The 21,136-nt window shown below is 70.4% G+C and carries 18 protein-coding genes; 10 read left to right on the top strand and 8 right to left on the bottom strand.

Features of this window, described 5'->3' with window-relative positions; all coding sequences use genetic code 11:
* The first annotated feature begins 17 nt into the window (after positions 1 to 17).
* Together IEZ13_RS42880 and IEZ13_RS42875 are read left to right on the top strand one after the other, a co-directional pair.
* Positions 18 to 674, top strand: a complete 657-nt coding sequence (locus tag IEZ13_RS42880) for a TetR/AcrR family transcriptional regulator (RefSeq protein WP_183227153.1) — start codon at positions 18 to 20, stop codon at positions 672 to 674.
* Positions 671 to 3,058 (top strand): tetratricopeptide repeat protein, encoded by a 2,388-nt coding sequence (locus IEZ13_RS42875; protein WP_183227152.1) that lies wholly within the window; start codon positions 671 to 673, stop codon positions 3,056 to 3,058. The genes IEZ13_RS42880 and IEZ13_RS42875 overlap by 4 nt, the downstream gene beginning before the upstream one ends.
* Here IEZ13_RS42875 and IEZ13_RS42870 read toward each other — a convergent pair.
* The gene (locus IEZ13_RS42870; protein WP_183227150.1) at positions 3,046 to 3,597 is read right to left on the bottom strand and encodes a dihydrofolate reductase family protein; all 552 of its coding nucleotides are present in this window, start codon (positions 3,595 to 3,597) and stop codon (positions 3,046 to 3,048) included. The two genes, IEZ13_RS42875 and IEZ13_RS42870, sit on opposite strands and share 13 nt — an antisense overlap.
* A 31-nt stretch (positions 3,598 to 3,628) precedes the next feature.
* Here IEZ13_RS42870 and IEZ13_RS42865 point away from each other — a divergent pair, with 31 nt between their 5' ends.
* The 4 genes from IEZ13_RS42865 (at position 3,629) to IEZ13_RS42850 (ending at position 6,560) form a co-directional block, all read left to right on the top strand.
* The gene (locus IEZ13_RS42865; RefSeq protein WP_183227148.1) at positions 3,629 to 4,084 is read left to right on the top strand and encodes a hypothetical protein; all 456 of its coding nucleotides are present in this window, start codon (positions 3,629 to 3,631) and stop codon (positions 4,082 to 4,084) included.
* A 26-nt stretch (positions 4,085 to 4,110) separates the two neighbouring features.
* A complete protein-coding gene (locus IEZ13_RS42860) occupies positions 4,111 to 4,512 on the top strand; it encodes a hypothetical protein (RefSeq protein ID WP_183227146.1) in 402 nt (133 codons plus the stop codon).
* Between the two features lie 54 nt (positions 4,513 to 4,566).
* On the top strand, positions 4,567 to 5,583 hold the full coding sequence (locus tag IEZ13_RS42855; RefSeq protein WP_183227144.1) for a hypothetical protein: 1,017 nt from the start codon (positions 4,567 to 4,569) through the stop codon (positions 5,581 to 5,583).
* A 191-nt stretch (positions 5,584 to 5,774) separates the two neighbouring features.
* Complete coding sequence (locus IEZ13_RS42850; protein ID WP_183227142.1) at positions 5,775 to 6,560, top strand: RNA ligase family protein; 786 nt, start codon at positions 5,775 to 5,777, stop codon at positions 6,558 to 6,560.
* Here IEZ13_RS42850 and IEZ13_RS42845 read toward each other — a convergent pair whose 3' ends face one another.
* The 5 genes from IEZ13_RS42845 to IEZ13_RS42825 all read right to left on the bottom strand — a co-directional run bounded on the left by IEZ13_RS42845 (position 6,561) and on the right by IEZ13_RS42825 (position 10,678).
* Positions 6,561 to 6,833: an isochorismatase family protein gene (locus IEZ13_RS42845; protein ID WP_183227140.1), complete on the bottom strand. Its 273-nt coding sequence runs from the start codon at positions 6,831 to 6,833 to the stop codon at positions 6,561 to 6,563.
* A 39-nt stretch (positions 6,834 to 6,872) separates the two neighbouring features.
* Positions 6,873 to 7,673 (bottom strand): phosphotransferase family protein, encoded by an 801-nt coding sequence (locus tag IEZ13_RS42840; protein WP_183227139.1) that lies wholly within the window; start codon positions 7,671 to 7,673, stop codon positions 6,873 to 6,875.
* 272 nt (positions 7,674 to 7,945) lie between these two features.
* On the bottom strand, positions 7,946 to 8,881 hold the full coding sequence (locus IEZ13_RS42835) for a peptidoglycan-binding domain-containing protein (RefSeq protein WP_183227136.1): 936 nt from the start codon (positions 8,879 to 8,881) through the stop codon (positions 7,946 to 7,948).
* A complete protein-coding gene (locus IEZ13_RS42830; protein ID WP_183227134.1) occupies positions 8,878 to 9,846 on the bottom strand; it encodes a phosphotransferase in 969 nt (322 codons plus the stop codon). Before IEZ13_RS42830 ends, IEZ13_RS42835 begins: the two co-directional genes overlap by 4 nt.
* Positions 9,833 to 10,678 carry a radical SAM/SPASM domain-containing protein gene (locus IEZ13_RS42825; protein WP_183227132.1) on the bottom strand — a complete coding sequence of 282 codons (846 nt, stop codon included), beginning with the start codon at positions 10,676 to 10,678 and terminating at the stop codon, positions 9,833 to 9,835. Before IEZ13_RS42825 ends, IEZ13_RS42830 begins: the two co-directional genes overlap by 14 nt.
* 76 nt (positions 10,679 to 10,754) lie before the next feature.
* Here IEZ13_RS42825 and IEZ13_RS42820 point away from each other — a divergent pair, with 76 nt between their 5' ends.
* On the top strand, positions 10,755 to 12,413 hold the full coding sequence (locus IEZ13_RS42820) for a hypothetical protein (RefSeq protein WP_183227130.1): 1,659 nt from the start codon (positions 10,755 to 10,757) through the stop codon (positions 12,411 to 12,413).
* Positions 12,414 to 12,433: 20 nt separating this feature from the next.
* Here the strand turns inward: IEZ13_RS42820 and IEZ13_RS42815 are convergent, their stop codons facing one another.
* Positions 12,434 to 13,678: an SUKH-3 domain-containing protein gene (locus IEZ13_RS42815; protein ID WP_183227128.1), complete on the bottom strand. Its 1,245-nt coding sequence runs from the start codon at positions 13,676 to 13,678 to the stop codon at positions 12,434 to 12,436.
* On the bottom strand, positions 13,675 to 14,868 hold the full coding sequence (locus tag IEZ13_RS42810; protein ID WP_183227126.1) for an SUKH-3 domain-containing protein: 1,194 nt from the start codon (positions 14,866 to 14,868) through the stop codon (positions 13,675 to 13,677). Before IEZ13_RS42810 ends, IEZ13_RS42815 begins: the two co-directional genes overlap by 4 nt.
* A 95-nt stretch (positions 14,869 to 14,963) precedes the next feature.
* On the opposite strand from IEZ13_RS42810, the gene IEZ13_RS42805 reads away from it, so the two are divergent.
* The 3 genes from IEZ13_RS42805 to IEZ13_RS42795 are packed head-to-tail and all read left to right on the top strand — an operon-like array spanning position 14,964 to position 21,136.
* On the top strand, positions 14,964 to 15,392 hold the full coding sequence (locus tag IEZ13_RS42805) for a YbaB/EbfC family nucleoid-associated protein (RefSeq protein ID WP_183227125.1): 429 nt from the start codon (positions 14,964 to 14,966) through the stop codon (positions 15,390 to 15,392).
* Positions 15,382 to 15,708: a hypothetical protein gene (locus tag IEZ13_RS42800; RefSeq protein WP_183227123.1), complete on the top strand. Its 327-nt coding sequence runs from the start codon at positions 15,382 to 15,384 to the stop codon at positions 15,706 to 15,708. The genes IEZ13_RS42805 and IEZ13_RS42800 overlap by 11 nt, the downstream gene beginning before the upstream one ends.
* 4 nt (positions 15,709 to 15,712) lie before the next feature.
* Complete coding sequence (locus tag IEZ13_RS42795) at positions 15,713 to 21,136, top strand: toxin glutamine deamidase domain-containing protein (protein ID WP_183227122.1); 5,424 nt, start codon at positions 15,713 to 15,715, stop codon at positions 21,134 to 21,136.

Here is a 21,136-nt window from a genome sequence, read left to right as displayed (position 1 = left end):
ACCGGAGAGACGAGAAGATGCCGAAGTCCCGAGAGCCCCTGAGCACGCGACGGGTGCTCCAGGCCGCCCTGGCGCTGGCCGACTCCGGAGGCACCGACTCGCTCTCGATGCGCCACCTCGGCCGCGAGCTGGGCGTCGAGGCCATGTCGCTGTATAGGCATGTCGCCAACAAGGAGGCCGTCCTCGACGGCATCGTCGACCTGGTGGTCGACGAGATCGACCTGCCCGGCGACGACAGCGACTGGAAAGCCGCCATGCGCCGCCGCGGCGAGACCGCCCACCGTGTGCTGACCCGCCACCCCTGGGCGCCGGCACTGCTGATGTCGCGCACCAACACCGGCCCGGCGATGCTGCGCTACATCGACTTCACCCTCGGCGTGCTGCGCGGCGCCGGCTTCTCCTGGCGGCTCGCCGACTACGCCTGGAACACCATGGACAGCTATGTCTACGGTTTCACCCTGCGCCGCCTGAACTTCCCGATCGCCGCCGCCGACTACGCCGACACCGCCGCGGCGTATGAGTATCTGCTGGCCGGCGGCCGATATCCGCACATGGCCGAGCTGACCCGCCAGGTCGCCGAAGGCCACCACCCCGGCGATCCGGACATCACCTTCGGCCTGGACCTGATCCTCGACGGCCTGGAACACCTCCGCGACCGGGAGGCCGCCCCATGACGGATCCCCAGCATCTCTTGGCCGCCCTCGACCTCCGCATCCGCGCATTCCTCGACCACGACGACCGATTGCCGCTGTTCGAACCGACGGTGATCGCCGACGCCGAGGAGCTGCTGAATGCATTCGTGACAGGCGGGCAGCCGGTTCCGGTCGAGGTCGTGGAGACGGTGGCGTGGCTGCACTGGTCACGCTGGCGGGCCCTGCCGACCGACGATCACCGCGAGGATCTCTATGCGGCGCGCGAGCTTTTCGCCATCCTCGACCAGGTCGATCCGAATCTGGTTCCGCAGGAGTTCCGCGAGACCGTGGACCGGGAGTCGTCCTACGATGCCGCACGCATCCTCGACGGTCTCACCACCGAGGACGACCCGGCCCTGCTCGACACGGCAATCGCCATGCTGGAGCGGGGCATCGACGCCACCCTGGCCGACGATCCGCATCGCGGCGTTCACCTGCTCAACCTGGCCAACGGCTACCGCATGCGATTCGAGCGCATGGGGGCTCCCGGCCAGCTCGATGCGGCTGTCGAAGCCGCCCGCGCCGCCCTGGCCACCGGCCACTTCGCCGGCTTCGGCGCCGACGCGTTCCGGCACACCCTGGAGTTCGTGCTGGACGAGCGCTACCGGCTCACACAGCACCCGCGCGATCTCGACGACCTCATCGAGGTGATGCGGGACCGGTTCGCCTCGCCTGCCACCGACGACCCGGAGTGGACCCTGCGCGCCGGCCGGCTGACCGAGACCATCCTGATCAGATACGGCCTATCCGCTCAGGACCGCGACCTCGACGAGGCGATCACCGTCGGACGGGCGGCCCTGGCCGGTGGCGACGACCGGCTGCCCTGGTTCGGGTCCAACCTCGCCGCGTCTCTGGTCTGGCGGTTCGAGCAGTCCGGCGACCTCGCCGACCTGCGGGAGGCGATCACGGTGTTCCAGCGGGCGGCGGACGCCCTGCCCCACGGCGATCCGGTGCGGGTGACCTGCCTGTCCGGGCTCGGTGGTGCGCTGATCACCCTGTTCAACGCCGACGGCGGCCCCGGCCGCCTGGCCGAGGCGATCACGGTCGGCCGCGCCGCGGTAGAGGCCGGGCCGGACAACGCCACCGCGCACGCCAACCTCGCGCTCGGCTTGCGGACCCGATTTCTGACCACCGGCGATCCCGCCGACCTGGACGAGTCCATTCGGCTGGCGCGGGTCGCGGCCGCCGACACCGACGCGAGCGACCCGAACCACGGCATGTTCGTGTCGGCGTTGAGCGTGTCGCTACAGATCCGGTTCGAACAGTTCGGCCGGATCGGCGACCTGGACGACGCGGTGGCCGCCAGCCGGTCCGCCGCCGCGATCCTGCCCACCGGCCATCCGGGCCGCGCCTCCACGATGATCAACCTGGCGAATGGTCTGCGCACCCGGGCAAGCCAGCGCGGCGAGCTGGCTGACCTGCACGAATCCATCGACGCCTGCCGGGCCGTGCTGGCCGTGCTGCCCACCCGGCACCGGGAGCGCGCCACCGCCCTGGCCAATCTGGCACTGACGCTGCGGGACCGATATCTCGCCCTGCGTGACTCCGCGGACATCGACGAGGCGGTCGAGACGAGCCGGGCAGCCGTCGCCGGCCTCACCGCGGCAGACCCGGAGCGGCCGATATACCTGATGGGGCTCACCCGGATCCTGCGGACCCGGCACAAACACGAGCCCGGCCACGACGACGTGGACGAAGCCCTGCAAGCCGCCCGCGCGGCCGTCACCGCGGGCGGCGACTCCCCCTACCAGCCGATCTCCATCGAGGAGCTGAGCCTCACCCTCCTCGAGAGGTACGAGGACAGCAGCGCCGCCCCCGACCTGGACGAGGCCCTGCACTACGCCCGCCTCGCCATCGACGCCAGCCCACCCGGCAACCCCAACCGGGCCGGCTACCAATTCCACCTCGGCTACCTGCTCGACCTGCACGGCGAGCACGACGGCGCCGTCGCGACGTGGACCGACGCCGCGGCCTCCAGCGCCGGCCCGCTGGGCAACCGCATCGCCGCGGCCCGGGCGTGGGGTGACTCCTGCGCCCGCCGGGAGCGATGGCCCGCCGCCTGGCGGGGCTACTCCGCCGGGATCGCGCTCCTCCCGCTGCTGAGCTGGCGCGGCATCCAGCGCGACAGCCGGGAACGACTACTGAGCGACTGGGCCGGGCTGGCCACCGACGCGGCGGCGTGCGCGGTCCTCGCCGGCCCACCCGGAGAAGCCGCGAAGGTGCTGGAATCGGGCCGGGGAGTTCTCTGGAGTCAGCTTCTGGAGAGCCGCACCGCCCACACCGGCGCCCTGAGGGAGAGGGCGCCCGGCCTCGCCGACCGATTGCACGCGGTCCGTGAGTCCCTGGACACCGCTCAGGTGGTGTAGCGGATGCGGACCACGCCGGCCGGCCACGTCTCGGTCTCCCGCAACCGCAGCGGAAGGGGAGGGCCGCCGCGCTCCAGCAGCGGTGTGCCATCGCCCAGCGCGATCGGGGCGACGAACAGCTCCAACTGGTCGACCTCACCGGCCGCGAACAGGGCACGCATCACCGACGCGCTGCCCCACACGATGGTCCGGCACCGCTGTTCGCGCCGCGACCGCACATACTCGACCGCGTCCGCCACGACATGGGCCGGCGCGTGCGAGCCCCACGGCGCCTCGGTCAGCGTGGTCGAGCAGACCGTCTTGGCCAGTGCGTTGACCTGCCGGGCCATCGGCTCGTCGGTCGCCGTCGGCCAGAACGCCGCGAAGGACTCGTACGTTCGCCGCCCCAGCAGCACCTCGTCGACCGACTTGAGCAGCGCCATGTTGTGCGCCTCGGAGGCCGAGAAATCCTGGACGGCCGCGAAGACGTCCCGCTCACCGTTCGGGCCGGCGAGGAAGCCGTCCACAGAGACCCATTGCTGGACGATCACACAGTTCATGTCCACTCCCCCGGACGGAAGGAGACCGGTTGTGAGCAGCCGGCTGACAGCGGTAACCACCACGACGCTACTCGACCACCGGCTCTTCGGCATCGCCGACGACGGCGCCGAGGAGGACCTGCCGTTCCCGCACGAGGCCGGCGACTGGGTCTGCGCCGGCCGGTCGTCGATCCTGGTGGAAACACCGTTCGACAATGACGAGGCGGTCCTGCGCCTGGAGGAGTGGGACGGTGAGCCCGCCGAGGACCACGAGTGGGACGACGTCGTCGCCGTGACCATCGGCTGCCCGTCCGGGGCGATCCGGTTGAACCAGGTGACCGCCGGCTGGGCCGATCCCGGGTTCACGCTCGCCCGTCCGGGCGACCAGCACGTGCGACTGTCCTGCCGCTTCGGCGACGGCGACGACCCCGAGTTCCTGGTCCAGTTCTGGACGGCCACCACGATCGCACAGCCAGGGCACGGACCCGATCGGGATCTCACGGGGTGAGCAGGGCAACGCTATTCTTCGCGATCATGGGATTCGCGTTCAGTTTCGACCCGCCGACCGACGACGGCTTTGCCGGCACCCCCTGCGCGTTCAGCAGCGAACAGATGAACTACGTCCGGTTGATCATGGTCGAGGCCGGGGTGCTGAGCGGGGACGGCTTCACGCAAGCGCTGGAGACACCAGGACTGGAGGTCTCCGAGGAAACGCTGCCTGCCCGACGTTTCGCGTACAGCGAGGGCCACACTACGGCGGCGGAGGCGGAGTTCATCGCCCGCCGGCTGCGCGCCGCCCTGGACGCGGGAGTTGTTGCGGAGCTGCTGTCCTTTTTCGACGAGCACCCCGGCGCCGAACAGGTGACGGCGTGGGTTGAACAGTTCGCCGCCTTCAACGGCCAAGCGGCGACGCGGGCCGGCTACTACGCGTGCTGACGACCAGGCGCTTCGGGCTGACACGTACGCTCGGATGGACCATGATCACTTCCCATGGGATTCTGGGGAAGTTTCGTCATCCATCGTGGCGAGCCTCTGGTGTGGGAGCTGCTGCCCGAGGTGCCGGAGCTGCACGACGGCGACCTGGAGTACGACCAGGTTTCCGGTGGATGGCAGGTGACCCGGATCTGGGCCTCGTCCGGCGACCTCCCGGACACGTTCCTCACCGACCTGCGTGACGCGACCGGGGCTCCGGTGCTGGCCGCCGACATCCTCGACAGCTCCGCCGCATATGTGCACGCGGTCGGTGTGCGGACGCCGTTCTGGGACACCTGGCTGGACATCGACGGCGCGGTCGCGTACACGGCGCTGCCGTCGTCGCCGTTCGACGAGGACGGCAACTATCTGGGTGCCGACTGGGTGGACCCGGAATACGAAGCCGAGGCGGCCGCGACCAGGCAGCGCATGCTCGCCGAGACGCTGAGCGGCACCGCCGCCGCCGACGCCGCGGTGGCGTGGGCGCGGGAGGCCGGTCTGGAACCGGCGCCGGTCGCCGACGTGGAAGCGGCGCTGACCACGACCGGAACATTCGTCGAGGGCCAGCTCTTCGTGGTGCTCAACCGGCTCGGCGTCGACACCTACGCGGTGCCGGCTCGGGCCACGATCGCCGAGCTGCTGACCGGGCTGATCGGTCACCGGTTGGACGGCGTCGACGTCGTCGCGCATCAACCTGTACGCGGCGAAGATCTGAGCCACCCGGCGGCGCGTGACCTGCTCTGGCGCTTCGGCGACCACCCACTCCTGATCTCGTGCGGGTGCCGCGACGAGGTGGAGTTGCGGCCGGTCACCGTCTCGCCGGATCAGCGGTCAGCGTACGGTCCGGCGGCGGCGTTCATGGGCGCCCGGCTGACCGGCGCCGCACCCTTGTTCGGAAAGTATGCGCAGGCCGAGGGCGCGGTGCTGCGCTTCGGCGAAGGCCAAGGCCAAGGCCACCTCATCGTCCGCGCCGCCGGCGGCGACTGGGTCACGACGCTGGACGACAGCGTCCACCCTGGTCACTGGTTGTCTTGACCGCTGCCGCGCCGGACGGCTCGTCCGGCGGCGATGGCGTCGGGCCACTTGGCCGGCCGGCCTTCGGCGCGGGTGAGTCGACGGGCCGGCGCAGCCCCGGCCCGATCCGTCGGGGCGCGTAAATCGGTCGCCCGTCGTCGAGGGCGCTGCCACGATCGTCGGCATCACGCACCGCATCCCTGGGGGAGACAATGCCGGGCTTCGACATCCGGGCCGTGAATCTGGCCGCGCTCAACTCGCTGACCAAGTACCCGTCGATCCCGACCTATCACGAGCTGGACCCGCGCAACGGCGGCCTCACCGAGGAGGTGACGGTCTTCCCCGGTCCGGTGATCGGGACCGAGAAGGTGGACGGCACGAACTCGCGGGTCATCCTGCTGCCGGACGGCGGCTACCTGCTCGGTTCGCGGGAGGAGCTGCTCTACGCGCGGGGTGATCTGATCGGCAACCCGGCGCTGGGCATCGTGGACAACCTGCGCCCGCTCGCCGACGCCCTGGCCGGCACGCGCGCCGACAGGATCCGGGTGTTCTACCTGGAACTCTACGGCGGTAAGATCGGTGGTCAGGCCAAGCAGTACTCGACCAGGGGCGGCACCGGCTGGCGGCTGTTCGACGTCGCGGTGCTCGACGGCTGGGCGGAGAGGCTGGCGTGGCCGCCCCAGCGGATCTCCCGGTGGCGCGACGAGCAGGGTCAGAGCTTCCTCGGCGAGCGGGAGCTGGCGGAGCAAGCCGCGGCCAGCGGTCTGGAGCTGACGCCGCGGCTGTTCACCATCGACTCCGGCGAGCTGCCGTCCGACGTCGAGGGCATGTACGCGTTCCTCGGCGACCGGCTGCCCCGCACGCTGGTGGCGCTGGACGAGTCCGGTCAGGGCGCGGCCGAGGGCCTGGTGCTGCGGACCGCTGACCGGTCGGTGATCGCGAAGGCCCGCTTCCAGGACTATCAGCGGACCCTCAAGCGCCGGGCGAACAGCCGGTGATCAGGTCAGGGTGACGGTGTCGTGGGTGGCGACGGCGAAGGACTGGCCCGGGTAGCGCAGCGGGGCGGCGAGCTGCCAGCCGTCGCTGCCGCGTTCCAGGCCGGGGCCGTCGTGCTGGATGTGGACGATCGGCGTCCCGGCGGCGCGGGCCCGGTCGACGAGCCGCGCGGTGCGGTGCAGGACGCCGTCGCGGTCGAGGCAGTCGGCGACCACCGCCTCCTGTAGGTCGATGACCAGCAGACAGCTGCGCCCACCCCGGCCGAGCGTGCTCACCGCGACTCCTTCAGTAATGCCCGATCTTTGCCACGGACCTTACCAATCGGCCCACGGCCGGTGATCATCGCGTACGGAGCGGCCGGGAAACAGCCAGGTGAGGCTGTTGCGGGCGGCGCGGACGTACGGTTCGTGGCCGTAGGCCAGGTCCTCCAGCGCGGCGCACCGGGCGAAGAACACGATGCGATCCCGGTCCGGCAGCGGCCCGTAGGCGCCGGCCACCCCGGCGAGAAAGCCGGCGCCGAAGTCACGGTAGAGGCGCGCGAAGTCGAGGGCCGGGTCGGTGACTGCCGCGTCCGTCCAGTCGATCACGCCGGTGATGCGGCCGTCGTGTTCCAGCAGGTGTTCGGCGCCGAGGTCGGCATGGGTGAGCACCAGCCGTTCGCCGGCCGCCGGCACCGATTCCCGCAGGATCCGCAGCAGGCCGGGCGGCCCGTCGAGATCCTCCAGCCACTCCCCCGGCTCCGCGGGCTCGACCGGTCCGGGCACGTCGATGGCGTGCAGTTCCCGCAGGAACCGGCCGATCACGGGCGCGAGCCCGGGCCCGGCGGGCCGTCCCAGCAGCGGCCGGCCGGGCAGCAGCGGATAGCCGAGCACCCCGGCCTCCTCGTCGGCGAACCGGATCTCGGGCACGGGCAGCGACACCCTCGGGCGTACGCGGGAAAGCAGTTCCGCCTCACGCCGGACGTCATGCCCGCCGGCCACCCGCAGGACCAGGTCACCGGCGAGGAAGGCCGTGTTGTCCAGCCCGGACCCGAGCCGGCCGAGTTCGTGGCCGGCGCGTTCGGGGGCGTGGGCGCGCAGCGCGTCCCGGGCCCGCTGTTCGGGCGTACGTCGCATGCCGTCACACGCTACTGGGATCTCGGCCACCGGAAGGAACCGAGTTTCGCGGATCCTGTGGGGAAATGGCGGTCGCTGTGCCCGTTCACCGTCGCATTCACTCGACAGCAGACCCGCCTCGATCCGGTCGGGAGTATTCGTCTCGGAAGCGTTCCGAGTTCGGGAGGGTCGACATGCACGTTGAGCAATTGCTGGCGGTGGTGGCCAGCGTGTTGAGCATCATCACGAGCGCCGTTCATCTCGGCAGACGGATCGCCGAGGCTCGGCGGTCCTCACAGCCAGCCGCCCCGGCGGCCGTAGATCAGCTCGCGGAGGCTCCAGAGGTGCTCGAACGTTGACAGGCTGTCGAGGGTGTACCGGCCGGTTCGGATCATCTCGATGCCGAACTGGCTCACCCACGGGTGGAGGGTCGCGCCGTACTGGAAATGCCACCACTCCGCGCAGAGGTAGTCGGCCGGGAAGCCCGGTCTCGGGCCGATGGGCCGGAATCCGTGCCGTGCCGCGAGGGTGGTGAAGTCGATGACGGTCGCCCGTACGCGTTCGGTGATGATCGCCGATCCGGTGTGCACGATCGCGTCGAGCGTCCGGGTGACGCCCTGCGCCGTCCGAGCCCAGACCTGCCAGGTGTCGCGGGTCCGGGTGACGACGTAGGGGTCTGATGCCGGGTCCTTCATCCCGTCGTGGATCCAGAGGTCGAAGGCGAGGCCGGCGTAATGCATGGAGGCCGCGGATCGGCCGGCGGTGACGAGGCTTGCGGGGCGGCGCAGCCCACCGGCGGACGTGACGATCGCGCCGATCCTGGTGGCCTCGTCGCGGAGTGCGCGGAACGCGCATGCCGCGTCGCCGCGGAGCCACACGTCGTGGTGTCCGTGTGTCATGCGACGGCGGCCGGCGGCGGCCCTCCTCCGGACGTCGACCGGGGTCTGGCCGACGCGTCGGAGGTCGCGGTCGGCGGCCGCGCCGAGGTGGAGCCGCCAGAGTGTGGCCTCGTCGGGAACGCCGTCGTCGCGGAGCCCGCCGTGTCTTCTCTGGTAGGTGGCGACGGCACGGAGAACTGTGGCGAGGGTGCCCGGGGGCGCCGGTGTGCCGTTCCGGTTCAGGAGCCGGCGCAGCGCTGCCGCGTAGCCTCGGTCGCCGGCGTGCAGGTCCGCTGCGGTGATGCCGAGGTAGCCGGAGGTTCGGGCGAGCATGTCGTCGGCGGCGGTCATGCCGGCCCGGCGGGAGGCGAGGGGATCAGCTGTTGGACGGCGCGGATGAGGTCGCCGGCCGCCGGCAGGTCGCGCAGGTACCAGAGGGCGTTGTCGAGTTCGCGACGGTACCGCGTCCTGCCGTCTCGGACGATCAGCCGTGCGCAGACGCCGATGAGCTGGAGGAGGCGGTGGACGGCCGCGATGTGGACGTTCTCGATGAAAGTAGCGTGCGGGCCCGCGGGTAGCCCGGTGGCGCGCCAGATCGCCGCGGCGGAGGTGATGACCGTGTCGCGGTCCGCGCGGTTGCGGCGGAGGGCGGGGTCGAAGGTGAAGGTCGCGAGATCGGTCAGGGCCGGGCCGGCGGCGGCGTCCTGGAAGTCGACCACACCCAGTCTGCCGTCCGGTTCGATGATCAGATTTCCGGAGTGGAAGTCGTTGTGCTGGAGGAGTCGGGGTTGCCGGGCGACGGCTCGGCCGAGTGATTCGAGAACGGGAGGCCACGCGGTGGGGCCGGTCTCGCCGGCGTACGGGAGATACCACTCGAGGAGCGGGTGTGCGGCGGCCGTCGGCCCGGTTCCACCCGGTCGCGCGGCGGTGACCGGTATGGCGTTGATCGAGGCCATGACGGTCAACGCCGACGTCATGACCGCGGGCGTCGGGTCCTGGGCGAGGATCCGGGTCAGGGAGTCTCCACCGAGGTCGGACTGCAGCAGGACGCCGTTGGGCTGGTCGTAGGCGATTATCCGCGGCACGCGGATTCCGGCGGCTCGCAGCCGGGCCTGGACGGCGCAGAAGCGAAGTGCTGCCGGGTGGCCCCGGACCGGGTCGAGGACACAGCAGACGACCGGCCCGCGATCGGTTGCCGCCCGCAGGTAGCGCCGATGTCCCGCTCCGGGCGGCAGTTCGGTCAGGTGGCATGCCTGGAAGCCGTGCCGTGTCAGCGAGGTTCTCGCACGGTCGGCGGCGCTGTCAAACCCACGCATGTCCTTCCTTCTTCCGGCAGGTCGCGCAGCCCGGCACCGCCGCGCGGGTGCCGTGCGCGACCCGCTGCCGTAGTGTTCGAGCCCGGTCCAGCAGCGGTTGTACGCCCTCCGCGATGACCGAGCCGAGGCGTGTTCCGTTGCGGAGCAGGCAGGTCCAGGCGTCTCCGTTGACGTCGATCGCCAGGATGTTGCCCATCCAGAAGCAGGGGCCGTCGGGGATGGCGACCGGCTGGTGGCCGACGACGGCGCCGTCGAGGTCGACCGGTTTCTCGATGACGTGCTGGTCGACGCGGCTGACGATGTCGTGGAAGCGGGTCTCCCACTGTCGGGGGTCGACGCCCAGGTCGAGTTGATGGATGCCGATGCTCGGGTTCGGTCTGCCGTTCCTGGCGTCCAGCAGCGCCTCCGCGCCGCGCAGCGCCCTGCTCCAGGTGCCGGCGCCGCGATTGGCTTCGAAGGAGCTCCGGTTTCCACCGTCGAGGGACAACATGATCCGCTGCCCCGGGTGTGATTCGACGACCGCCGCTGCCTTGCGCCTGGTCAGCATGGTCGCGTTCGTGTGCCATTCCACCGGCCATGGATGCCGCGAGAGTATCGACAGCATCTGCGCGAGCCGGGGATTGCTCACCGGCTCGCCTCTCCAGTTGAGATGGAATTTGATCACCTCGACCGGTGCCGCCCGGACCGCGTCGACGATTCCGGTGAACAACTCCAAAGGCATGAACGACGGCGAGCGCATCGGCGTCGTGTAGCACAGCTTGCAGGCGATGTTGCAGGTGGCCGCGCTGTCGAGCCAGATCCAGATCGGTGTCGCGGCGTTCACTTCGATCACGCTTCCCCCGCCCACATCGACGTCAACCGATCACTTCTGGAACGTAACACGGGTTCGACCTTGATAGCGTTGATGCGTGATCCAGCCGGAGGCCGAGGAGCTGCATGATCTTCTGAATTGCTTCCGGTCCGTTCTGGACGGCACCTGCTCCCCGAGAACCAGGGTGGCGCCGACTTCGCTGTCCGGCTATTTCATCGATCCGGCGACCGGTCTGCGGCGCCCGCTCGGCCAGACAAGACGGATGTTGCTGGATCAGGTCAGCCGAGCGAAGATCCTGTCGGATGTCGAACATGCGGTGGTGTCGTTCAGCTACGGGCTCGAACTGACCCGGCTGCCGGCGACGACGAGCGACGAAAGCCCGAGCATCGCAACACTGCTGCCGGCCGTGACGGTCACGACCGGCCGCAAACGATCGCGGGACGCGCATCTGCTCGGTGCCAGCGGTGTCCGGCAGTGCCGGCGAAAGGCCCTGGAGAAGCTCGCCGGGGCGTGGGCGCCCTCGCCCGGCCCCGGACCGTTCCGGCCGGCCGTCGAACCACCGCCGACCGGGTCGGACTGGTTCAGCCGCTTGACGGGACGCTTCGATCAGGACGATCTTCGCGGGCTGCTGCTCAACGCGTTGCGCTCCGCACGCCGTACCTGTGGCCCCGTCCCCGGCACCCGCGACGAACTCTGGCAGGACCTCGACTGGTGGGAGTTCCGGCACAACCGGTCCCGCCTCAGCGGATCCCTCGGGCGCCCGGAACAACCGATCAATCAGGTACGCCACGCCCGCGCCGAAGCCAGGATGAGCATCGCCATCTGGGACCTGCTGGAGGCGCTGCCCGGCAACGCCGCGCGGCCACCCGCCGGCGGAACGCCGCCGCCCATCATCATCCCGAGCGCGCTGGTCAGCGACATGATCGGCATGGACTCCGAGACCGAGACCGTGATGTCGGCCATCCGCACACTGGAGGGTCAGGGCCGGCGCGGCGCCACCGATCCTGATCTCGCGCTCCTGCTGGCATGGCTCGAACCCTCCGTCTCCCCCCGGCTCGACCAGCATTGGTGCGGCCGTGCCGCGGCCGTGGTGACCAGGGCCGCCGGCGACTATCCGGCGCTGCATTCCCTCGCTTCGGGCTGGTACCACACCGCGGTCGCACGTGGCGCACCCCGCCCGCTGCTCGCGGAGGCGACGCTCAATCTGTCGGTCGTCTACTCCGCACGGCGGAAGTACGCGGAGTCCGCCCATGTGCTGAACGGCTTCGCCACGGCGACCGACACCGATCCCGTGCCGTCCGGGCTCATCGCGATCGGCCAGGCAGCATGGCGGCGGCGAGCCCTCTCCGAGGTGCTCCGCTCACGCAGCGCCTTCAATCTGGAGCGGGCACGAAGAATGGCGGTCGACGGCATCCGCCACTCGGAGCACGCCATCGAGCAGGTCCGGCGCGCCGGCACCGACGGCATCTCCACCCACCTGCGGGCGACGATCCGCCTGGCCGAGGCTCTGGCACTGTTCTCGGCGCTTCTGCACGCGACGACGAGCCGGCCCGGCCGCGCCGCCGCCGACATCAACCATCGGGCCGCCCAGCTGTACCTCGACACCGATGACGCGGTCACCCGATATCGGACGTCACACGAGCTCGTGGCCTACGAGAAGGCACGACTGCAGGTCATCGCCGAGATCGCCCACGGTCTCGAACGAGGAGAACAGATACTCGACTTCCGTGTGCTGACGCGGGCCACCAAACTGTGAACCGCCGCAGCGACGGCGAGCTACTCAGGGCCCCAGGTGCCGTCGTCGCGGACACGGTAGGTGCGTTTGCCCAGCACCAGGGTCTCCAAAGCCTCGATGTACGTGTCGGCGACGAACCACTCGCCGGCCTGGTCGAGGTCGAACACCCGTCCGTGTTCGTCGATCGCCAGGACCGACTCGTCGTTGACCCGGCCCAGCGGGAACAGTCGCACCCCGATGACCTGCCCGAACTCGTGGAGCAGGTCGGCGGTGTGCGCGGCGTCGACGGGGTTGACATGCACCATCCGGGAGCGCTGTTCCAGGCCGGGCGCCCGGCGCGACAGCACGAGCAGGTTGGTGTGCCCGTACGCCTCCCCCGCCGCCGGGAACCATTCATGCTGGTGTTGCTGGCCGTGGACCGGGAGCACGTCGCTCTCCACCAGGGTCTCGATCATCTCGGTGTTGTACTCGTTCGGCACGTCCGGGAACCAGCCGTGGTTGAGCATCTCCGACGCGAGCGTGTCGGAGAACCGGGCCGGATCCGGGTTGGGCCGGGGCGGGGCGACGAAGTGGTGCAGCGCCCCGGTCTTGCCCCACGGCATGAGCCGCAACTGGGTGAGCACGTAGGTGCAGGTCTCGCACGGGTCGTTCGGCCTGCCGGCGAGCGGGTCGCCGGGCGCGTGGATCTGGAACGTCTGGAACTGGGAGGCCCGCAGCAGCTCCCGGGCGTCGTCGAGCGTCAGCGGGGCCTGACCGGCCATGTGCCGCCGGCGATCGATGTCGTGCAGCGCGTCCGAGCAGGCGATCAGTTCGGCGTGCCGCTCACAGCCGCGGACCGTCTCCCGCGGTGACTGTTCGGCGAGCCGCTCCAGCACGAGCCGGTGGTGGTTGAGTTTCTGGTCGCCCTTGGCGCCGCGGGCGATGTAGACACGGCCGTCCACGGTCGCGTGGGCGGCCACCGAAGGGGCGGGCCGACGGTGGATCTCGCGGCGGAGCTGGACCTCGGGGTCGGCGGTCCTCGGCGGGCCGACCACCTCGGGGCGGCGCTGCTCGTACTGCTCCTTGAGGGTTTCCGACGGCCAGGCCGGCCAGGTCGAGACGCGGCCGGTCTCCCGGTCGATGACGGTCACACCGGCGCCCGGGTCGGCCGGGCCGTCCGCGACGGTCCGGACGATGAACCCCTGGTCGAACTCCTCGACAGATGCCCGCCACTGCTGCCCACGGGTCAGCGTCTCGGCGCGCGCCCAGGCAGCGGCGGCGGCTTCGGCTTCGGTACGGCTGATCATCGCTGACTCCAGGTGCCATCGTCACGGATGCGGGCGGCCGGCAGGCCGGTGAGCAGCGCGACGATCGCCTCGTCGAGGGTCTCGCCGATGAACCACTCGCCGCCCTGGTCGAGGGAGAACACCCGGCCGCGCTCGTCGATCGCGAGCACCGCCTCCTCGTAGCCCTCGATGCCGAGCGGGAACATCCGGGCACCGACGGCCCGGCCGAACTCGCCCAGCGGGTCGGCCAGGTGACGCGGCGACCCGGTGCCCAACTGGAACCAGCGGACCCGCTGCGCGACGCCGGGACAGTTGCGGTTCGGGGCGACGTCGTAGAACTCCAGGAACGCGGCCTCCGCGGCCGGGAAGCGCCTCAGCTCGTACTCCGCGCCTTTGTTCTCCTCGATGGCCCGAAGGACCGCTGAAGCGCGACGTTCCCGCACGGGTGAAGGCTCCCAGCCTTCGGCGGCGAGTTCCCACGCCACGTCCGGCGGGAACCGGCCCGGCCGCGGATCGGTGCCTTCGGCAAGGCGGCGGATCCTACGGTACGTGCGGTCGTCCTCCCCCAGCACACCCAGCGCCACGAGCACGTCACAGCAGGTGAAGCAGGGTGTCGCGGGCTCCCCGCCACGGGGGTCGCCGCTCTCCCGGATGTGGAACGTCTCGAACTGCCCGCCGCCCAGGCTGCCCGCCTCGTACAGGACGTCGGAGACGACCAGCAGCTCAGCGTGCCGCTCCGCCCCGCGGACCATCTCCCCCGGCGCGATCGCGGCCAGCCGTTCGGCGACCAGCGGGTGGTGCCGCAGCTCCTGGTCGCCCTTGGCGCCGCGGGCCCGGAACAGCCGCCCGTCGGAGGTGGTGAAGTGCGCGGCGACCGAGGGGCTGACCCGCCGATACGCCTCCCGCCGCAGCTCAGCGACCGGATCGGAGGTCTGGTGCAACCCGACGGCGGCATCCCGGCGGGCGGTGTAGCGCTGGTCGAGCTCCTCGGACGGCGCCGGCGGCCAGTGCGAGAGCCGGCCGGTCTCCCGGTCTATGACGGTGATCACGTCCTCGCCCGGCCCGGTCCGCGCCTCCGGCGGCAGCCGCATCCAGACCGCGTAGCCGAGCGCCAACTCATCGACCTGCGGTGTGCACGGGTAGCCGCGCCGGACCGTCTGCCGGTGAGCCCATCCCGTGGCGATCTCCCGCGCCTCGGCGAGCGTGATCATCCAGCTGCCTCCTTCAACCATCGCGAGGGGAGCTTAGAGCAGAGAGCTGCTGGTAGGTTGCTCCAGTCAATTCGCGAGTCCTCGGGGAGACCACCGTGAGCAGACAGGCCGACCGCGATCCGAACCATGCGCTGCGTGCGCGTTTCGACGACGTGGTGTCGCAGTACCAGCGTCTGCGCCTGGGCCTCGACGACATTCAGGACCGGCTGGCCAGGCTTTCCGTCACCGCGGAGTCGCCGGACGGTCTGGTGAAGGCGACCGTCGGCGCCCGCGGCCAGTTGGTCGACCTGAAGCTGGACCGGGAGGTCTACCGCCGTCAGGATCCGGACCAGCTGTCCCGGACGATTCTGCGGACCGTCGAGCAGGCTGTCGCGAAGACGACAGACCAGGTGCAGGCGATGGTCGGTGAGTACCTTCCGGCCGACTCGCCGGGGGCACGGTTCATGCGTGACGGCGACTTCGGTGGCCTGCTGGCCCGCCAGGACCGGCTGATGCGGGAGGCCGGTGACGACGATGACCGGTGAGCTGTACCTCGATCCGCAACGTGCCACCGCCGCCGGCCGGGACCTGTCGGCCGCCGGGAAACAGCTGGTCAGCCTGAACAACAGCACGGTCGCCGAGGTGAACGCGGCCAGTCAGGGCCAGCCGTGGGGCCGCGACGACATCGGCGCCGCCTTCCAGCAGAACTACGGTCCGCTGTTGCAGCAGTTCACCGATGCGTTCGGGAAGATCTCCGGGTATGTGCAGGGCCTCGGCGACGCGGCCATCGCCTCGGTCGAGGACAACCTGGGCGCCGACGCGCGGTCCTCCGACACCGTCACCAAGTCGTACGGGGCCTGATGCCGTGACGATCCTGCCGAGCCCGATCCCGCACCCGTTCGACTTCTCGCCGTGGGACCTGCCCGGATGGGCGTACGACGCTCTCGAATGGGTGGTCGGTTTCGACTGGCCCGAGGGCAACGAAAAGCTGACCTGGGACGTCGCCGACCAGTGGTACAGGCTGGCGGAAGCGCTGGTGACCCCGCGGGAGGACGCCGCCGTGGCGGCCCAGCGGTTCATCGACGCGTACGGCGGCAGCGGCACCACGATCGAGGCCTTCATCGACGCCTGGCACAAGGTCGCCAACGGTGAGGACGCCCCGCTCAACGCGCTGATCACGTTCGCCGACGCGATGGGCGACATGGTCAAGGAGTGCGGCGCCGACATCGAGGCCGCCAAACTCGAGGCGTGGATCGAGCTGGGCCTGTTCGTCATCGAACTGATCGGCCTCGGCATCACGGTGGTGCTCACGCTGGGTGCGGCGTCGCCGGCCGCCGGCGGTCTGATCGCGGCGACCCGGTTCGCGATCCAGCAGATCTTCAAGAAGCTGGTCGCGCAGCTCGCCAAGAAGGGCGTCAAGCAGGCGCTCAAGGAGGCCGGGCAGCGGGCGCTCAAGGACATCGCCACCAAGAAGGGCCTGAAGGACCTCGGTAAGAAGGCGCTGCACGAGGCCAAGGACGAGGCCAAGGAGGAGGCGCTCACCAACCTCGGCGTGCAGGCGTACCAGGACGCGGCCGGGCACGACGACTTCTCGGTCGGTGACCTGCTCCAGTCGACGGCGGCGGGTGCGGCCGGTGGCGCGGCGTCCACGATCGCCGGCGTCGGCGCGGGCGGGAAGAACAATCTGTTCCGCGGCGCCGGTGGTGAGGTCTTCGGTGAGCTGGGCGGATCCCTGGTCGGCGGCGAGCTGCCCGGCTGGGAGGACCTCGGCAAGGCGGCCACGTCCGGCGCGGCCGGGTCGGCGGTCGGCGGCACCCGCCAGGAGTTCAAGGACCTCGGCGGCAGCCTCGACGGCGCCGGGGGCCTCACCCTGGGTGATTCAGCGCCGGGTTCGTCTTCCGCTTCAAACCCCTCTTCCGGTACGGGGGTGAGCACCGCGGTCGGCGATCTGTCCTCGGATTCGGGGGCGTCGGAGGGTGGCTCTTCCGCATCGTCGTCCTCGTCGCCTTCGTCCTCCTCGTCGCCTTCCTCGTCCTCCTCGGGCGGGAGCGTGTCCGGTGGCGGGTCGTCTCCGGCGAGCCACAGCTCCGCCTCCACCTCGACGCCGTCGTCGTCTCCGCCGGCGTCCTCGCCTTCGCCTTCCCACGACGCCGCTCAGGCCTCGACGACCACTCATTCGCAGGTCAGCGCCTCCACCTCCACCTCCAGCAGTGGGGTCACGCTGTCCGGGGTCACGCCGACCGTCGAGGCGCCGGCCAACACCGGTCCGAGCGTCTCGACCTCGTCGCCGTCGGTGCATACGGCTCCGTCCAGCACGGCTTCGAACGGGCCGGTGGCGTTCGCCCCGAACACCGGCAACTCCGGGCCGGTCGGTGGGCCGTCGGTGGCCACCAGCGGCCCGATGAGTTCGCCGAGCCCGAACGTGTCGCTCGCGAACAGCAGCCCAAGCACCCCGAGCAGCCTGAACGTCGGACCGTCACCGACCACCTCGCCGTCGTTCTCCCCTACGACGGCTACCTCCACGTCGCCGTCGCCTTCATCCCCGACGACGGTTTCCACCTCACCGGCCACCACCAGCACCGCACCGGTCACCGCGACGACGAACACCACGACCACTGCCGCCACCGGGACCCCGACCGCGACGACGTCGACCTCGAACCCGACGTCGTCTCCCACTTCGACTTCGACTTCGACTTCGACGAACGTTACGAGCCCGAGTCAGCCGAGCACCGGCACTCCCGGCGGCCCGTCCACGTCGATTCCGTCGCAGACCGGGCCGTCCACCTCGCCCGACCACCGGCCAGGATCCCAGGATCAGTCGCGGCAGGACGGTGGCCGCAATGATCTGCCGCTGGCCGGCGCGTCCCACGGCGCTCCGCACCTGACACAGCGGACCCCGCAACAGCAGCAGGCCGAGCAGGCGTACTTCGACCAGCGCGACCAGAACAAGCTGGACGTTCAGAACGACATCGTCCAGCGCACCCTGACGCCGCTGGACCGCGAGATCGCGGACACCCGGCTCAGGCAGCGGGTGGCTCGGCAGCAGGCGGACAAGGCCGCGCGGGCGCTCGACATCAAGCAGCGCGACTTCTACCTGGACCGGGAGTTGCACCACCGCAAGCAGGAGCTCGACGCCCTCAAACGCCGGGCCGACGCGGTCAAGTTGCTGAGCAACCCCTACTCGATCCAGCTGACCGGCACGGACTTCGACCGGGCGAACTTCGATCAGGGGGCCCTCTCCGACAACCCGGTCTGGAGCAATGACCAGTCGGCGCTGACCGGCACCACGAACCCGCCGAACGCCCGGACCGAACGCCGCTACCACCAGCCGGGCGGCCTGCGGGTACCGCTCGCGATGCATCAGGAGGACCTGGAGCGTCTGGTTCCCCGGGACCAGAACGGCCGCCCCCTGCGCACCCCCGACCCGCGTGGCCCGTGGCTGCGGCTGATGAACGACGGCGGCCCGGCCTCCGACCCGACCCGTGGCGTCAACTGCCTGGACTGCTCGCTGTCGTTCCTGGAGACCTACCTGCACGGCCGCCCGACCGTGGCCGCGGCCCGAACCGTCGACGCCTACAACTACGGTCTCCCCGACCGGCACGTCGGCGAGGCGGACGGCCACCACCGCGCCGAGAGGGTGACCGGCAGCGGCTTCACCGAGGTCACACCCCATGTCGGCAACCGGTCGGACGCCGACGCCAAGAATGACATCGACCAGGGTTTCGCCCGGATCGCCCGCACCCTGCTCCAGGGCGGCCACGGCTCCACCGCGATCATCATCAACCAGTGGTCGGGCGGTTCGGCGCACGCCTGGAACGCCGTCAACCACAACGGCGTCCTCTACTTCATCGACCCGCAGAGCGGCGTGTGCGTCGACGCCACGAACTTCGCGGGCGGCCCCGGCCACCGAACCCTCTACGGCCACAACGGCACGAACGACCCGTCCAACGTCATCCAGCTCAACGCCCTGCTGCTCGACGGCCAGGGCAACCCGATGGCCGTCCCGAACACCCCGCCGGCCCCGCACTACAGCAGCCGGACCACGCCGCCTCCGCCCCCGCTGGCCTACCAGCAACAGCAGGCCCAGCCCCAGCCCCCGGTAACCCAGCCGTCCCCGCCGCCGGCCCCTCCGGCTCCGCCGCCCGTGCCCCCGGTCAACACGGCACCGCCGGTCGACACACAGCCGCCCGCACCGCCGGTCGACACACAGCCGCCCGCACCGCCGTCGGTGAACACGGAGCCGACGCCCACCGTCAGCACGCCGCCGGCTGTTGACACGCAGCAGGCGCAGACGGTGACGCCCTCGCCGAGCGTCGAGCAGTCGACGACCGTGGACGACAGTCCGGTTGACGAGTCGAGCGTTCAGGCGCGCGCTGAGGATGGGCCGGCCGTTCGTACGTCGGTGGAGGACAGTGCGCCTTCGCCGGAGAATGAGCGCGTCACGCGTACAGGTGAGAAGGAAAGCTCGCCGTCGACGGAGGCCGAACCGGACCGCGAGGTTTTCGATCCGCTGGCGGTGCTGGACCCGAAGTCGATGGACGCGCCGACCGATAGCGATCCGCTGTCCGTTCTTGATCCGGGGCCGCGGACCGAGCCCGAGGTCACGCTGGCGGAGACGCCGGCCGTGGACGCGATGGCCGATCAGCAGGCCCGGGAGAATTATCAGTACGAGAACGAGCGGACCCGGCGCGAGTTCGACGAGAACCATCGCCAGGAGATGGGCCGTGACCTGCGCAAGCAGGCCGAGACGAAGCGGGCGCAGGCGGACGACCTGCGTTACCCGCTCCGGTCCGCGGACGAGCGCGGCGATCTCGCCGAGGCCGACCGGATCGTCGCGGACCGCCGCCGGCTCGAGGTCGACGCCGATGACCTGGAGGTGCGGGCGTCCGATATCGAGCGTGGCGGTGAGATCGGGGACGTCGAGGTCACCGGGGCGGAGTGGGAGCGGCTCAACGAGAGCGCGAGCGATCTCGCGCCCGGCCCGGTGGAGACGGGTGACCGTTCGGCGCTGACCGGCGACGACAGCCCGCGTTCGATCGACACGACGCGCCGCTACCACCAGCGGGGTGGCCTGCGGCCGCCGTTGCGGGTGCACCAGACCGACCTGGAACGCGCCGTGCCGCGCGACGACGACGGCCACCCGGTGAGGCAGGCCGACCCGCGTGACGGCGAGTGGTTCGGCCTGGTCAACGACGGTGGCCCGGAGGCCGACCCGACCCGGTCGATCAACTGCGGTGACACGGTGTTGTCACTGTTCGACACGTACATGCACGGCCGCCCGCGGGTGTCCGCGCCGCGCACGTTCGACGGTTACCGCAACGGTGATCCGTCCCGCCCGTACGGTGCCGAGCGGGGCGTCTCGGCCCGGATCGAAGCGACGACGGGTGGCCGTTTCGAGGGCCTCACCGACGTGGGCGCCCTGGATCCGGAGAACGCCCGCAACGAGGTCCGGCTGGCCGAGGGCCGCCTGCGCAACCATCTGCTGGGCCTGGGTCACGGTTCGTTCGCCTTCGTCACGACACAGGACCAGGCGGGTCGCACGCACGCGTTCGCCGCGGTGAACCAGAACGGCACGATCCTCTACCTGGACGCCCAGACCCGCCAGATCAGCGAGTCCGGCCCGATGCACTCGGGCCGCAACGTCCCGTGCGACGTCATGCGCTTCGACGCCCTCACCGTCGACGGCGAGGGCCGCCCCCGCCCCATGACGGCCGGCGACCCGCCCCACATCGCCACCGACCCCTCCGGCGCTCCCGACCCCAACGACACGAGGTCGGAGGATGAGAAGCTCGCAGACATCATGCGGCGACTCGATCAACTCGGTGAGGCACCGCCGAGGTTGCACATGACCGATCATGACGAGAAATACAAAGACAACGGCGCACACACGATCAAACGGCACAGCCCTGACATTCCGTTGCGCCGGGATCTGAACCTGAAAACCATCGAGGGTCGGATCTACGGCGACTCGGGTTGGGATGGCTATACCAGTGCCTCGTATCAGTGGACCGATTCATCCACGATGAATCGGGAGATCAACAAATACCTTCGGGACAACTGGGAAGAGATCCGGAGCGACCTCGCGATGGAGGGCGAGCACGTCCGCTTGTTCGATGCCGGGCATCGCGTCGGCCAGGGGTTCCACAACAAAGGCATGCACGGTGTCGGTCCTCGCCAAGCAGAATTCGGCGAGACCAGTATTGTCAAGATCGTCATCAGCCTGGTTGAGGACTCCGATCCAGCAGAGTTCTTCATCGTTACGACATATCCGGCCGGACTAGGGTACTAA

The sequence above is a fragment of the Actinoplanes campanulatus genome (assembly GCF_014647795.1).
Taxonomy (GTDB): Bacteria; Actinomycetota; Actinomycetes; order Mycobacteriales; family Micromonosporaceae; genus Actinoplanes; species Actinoplanes campanulatus.
This window is presented reverse-complemented; position numbering and strand designations above follow the sequence as displayed.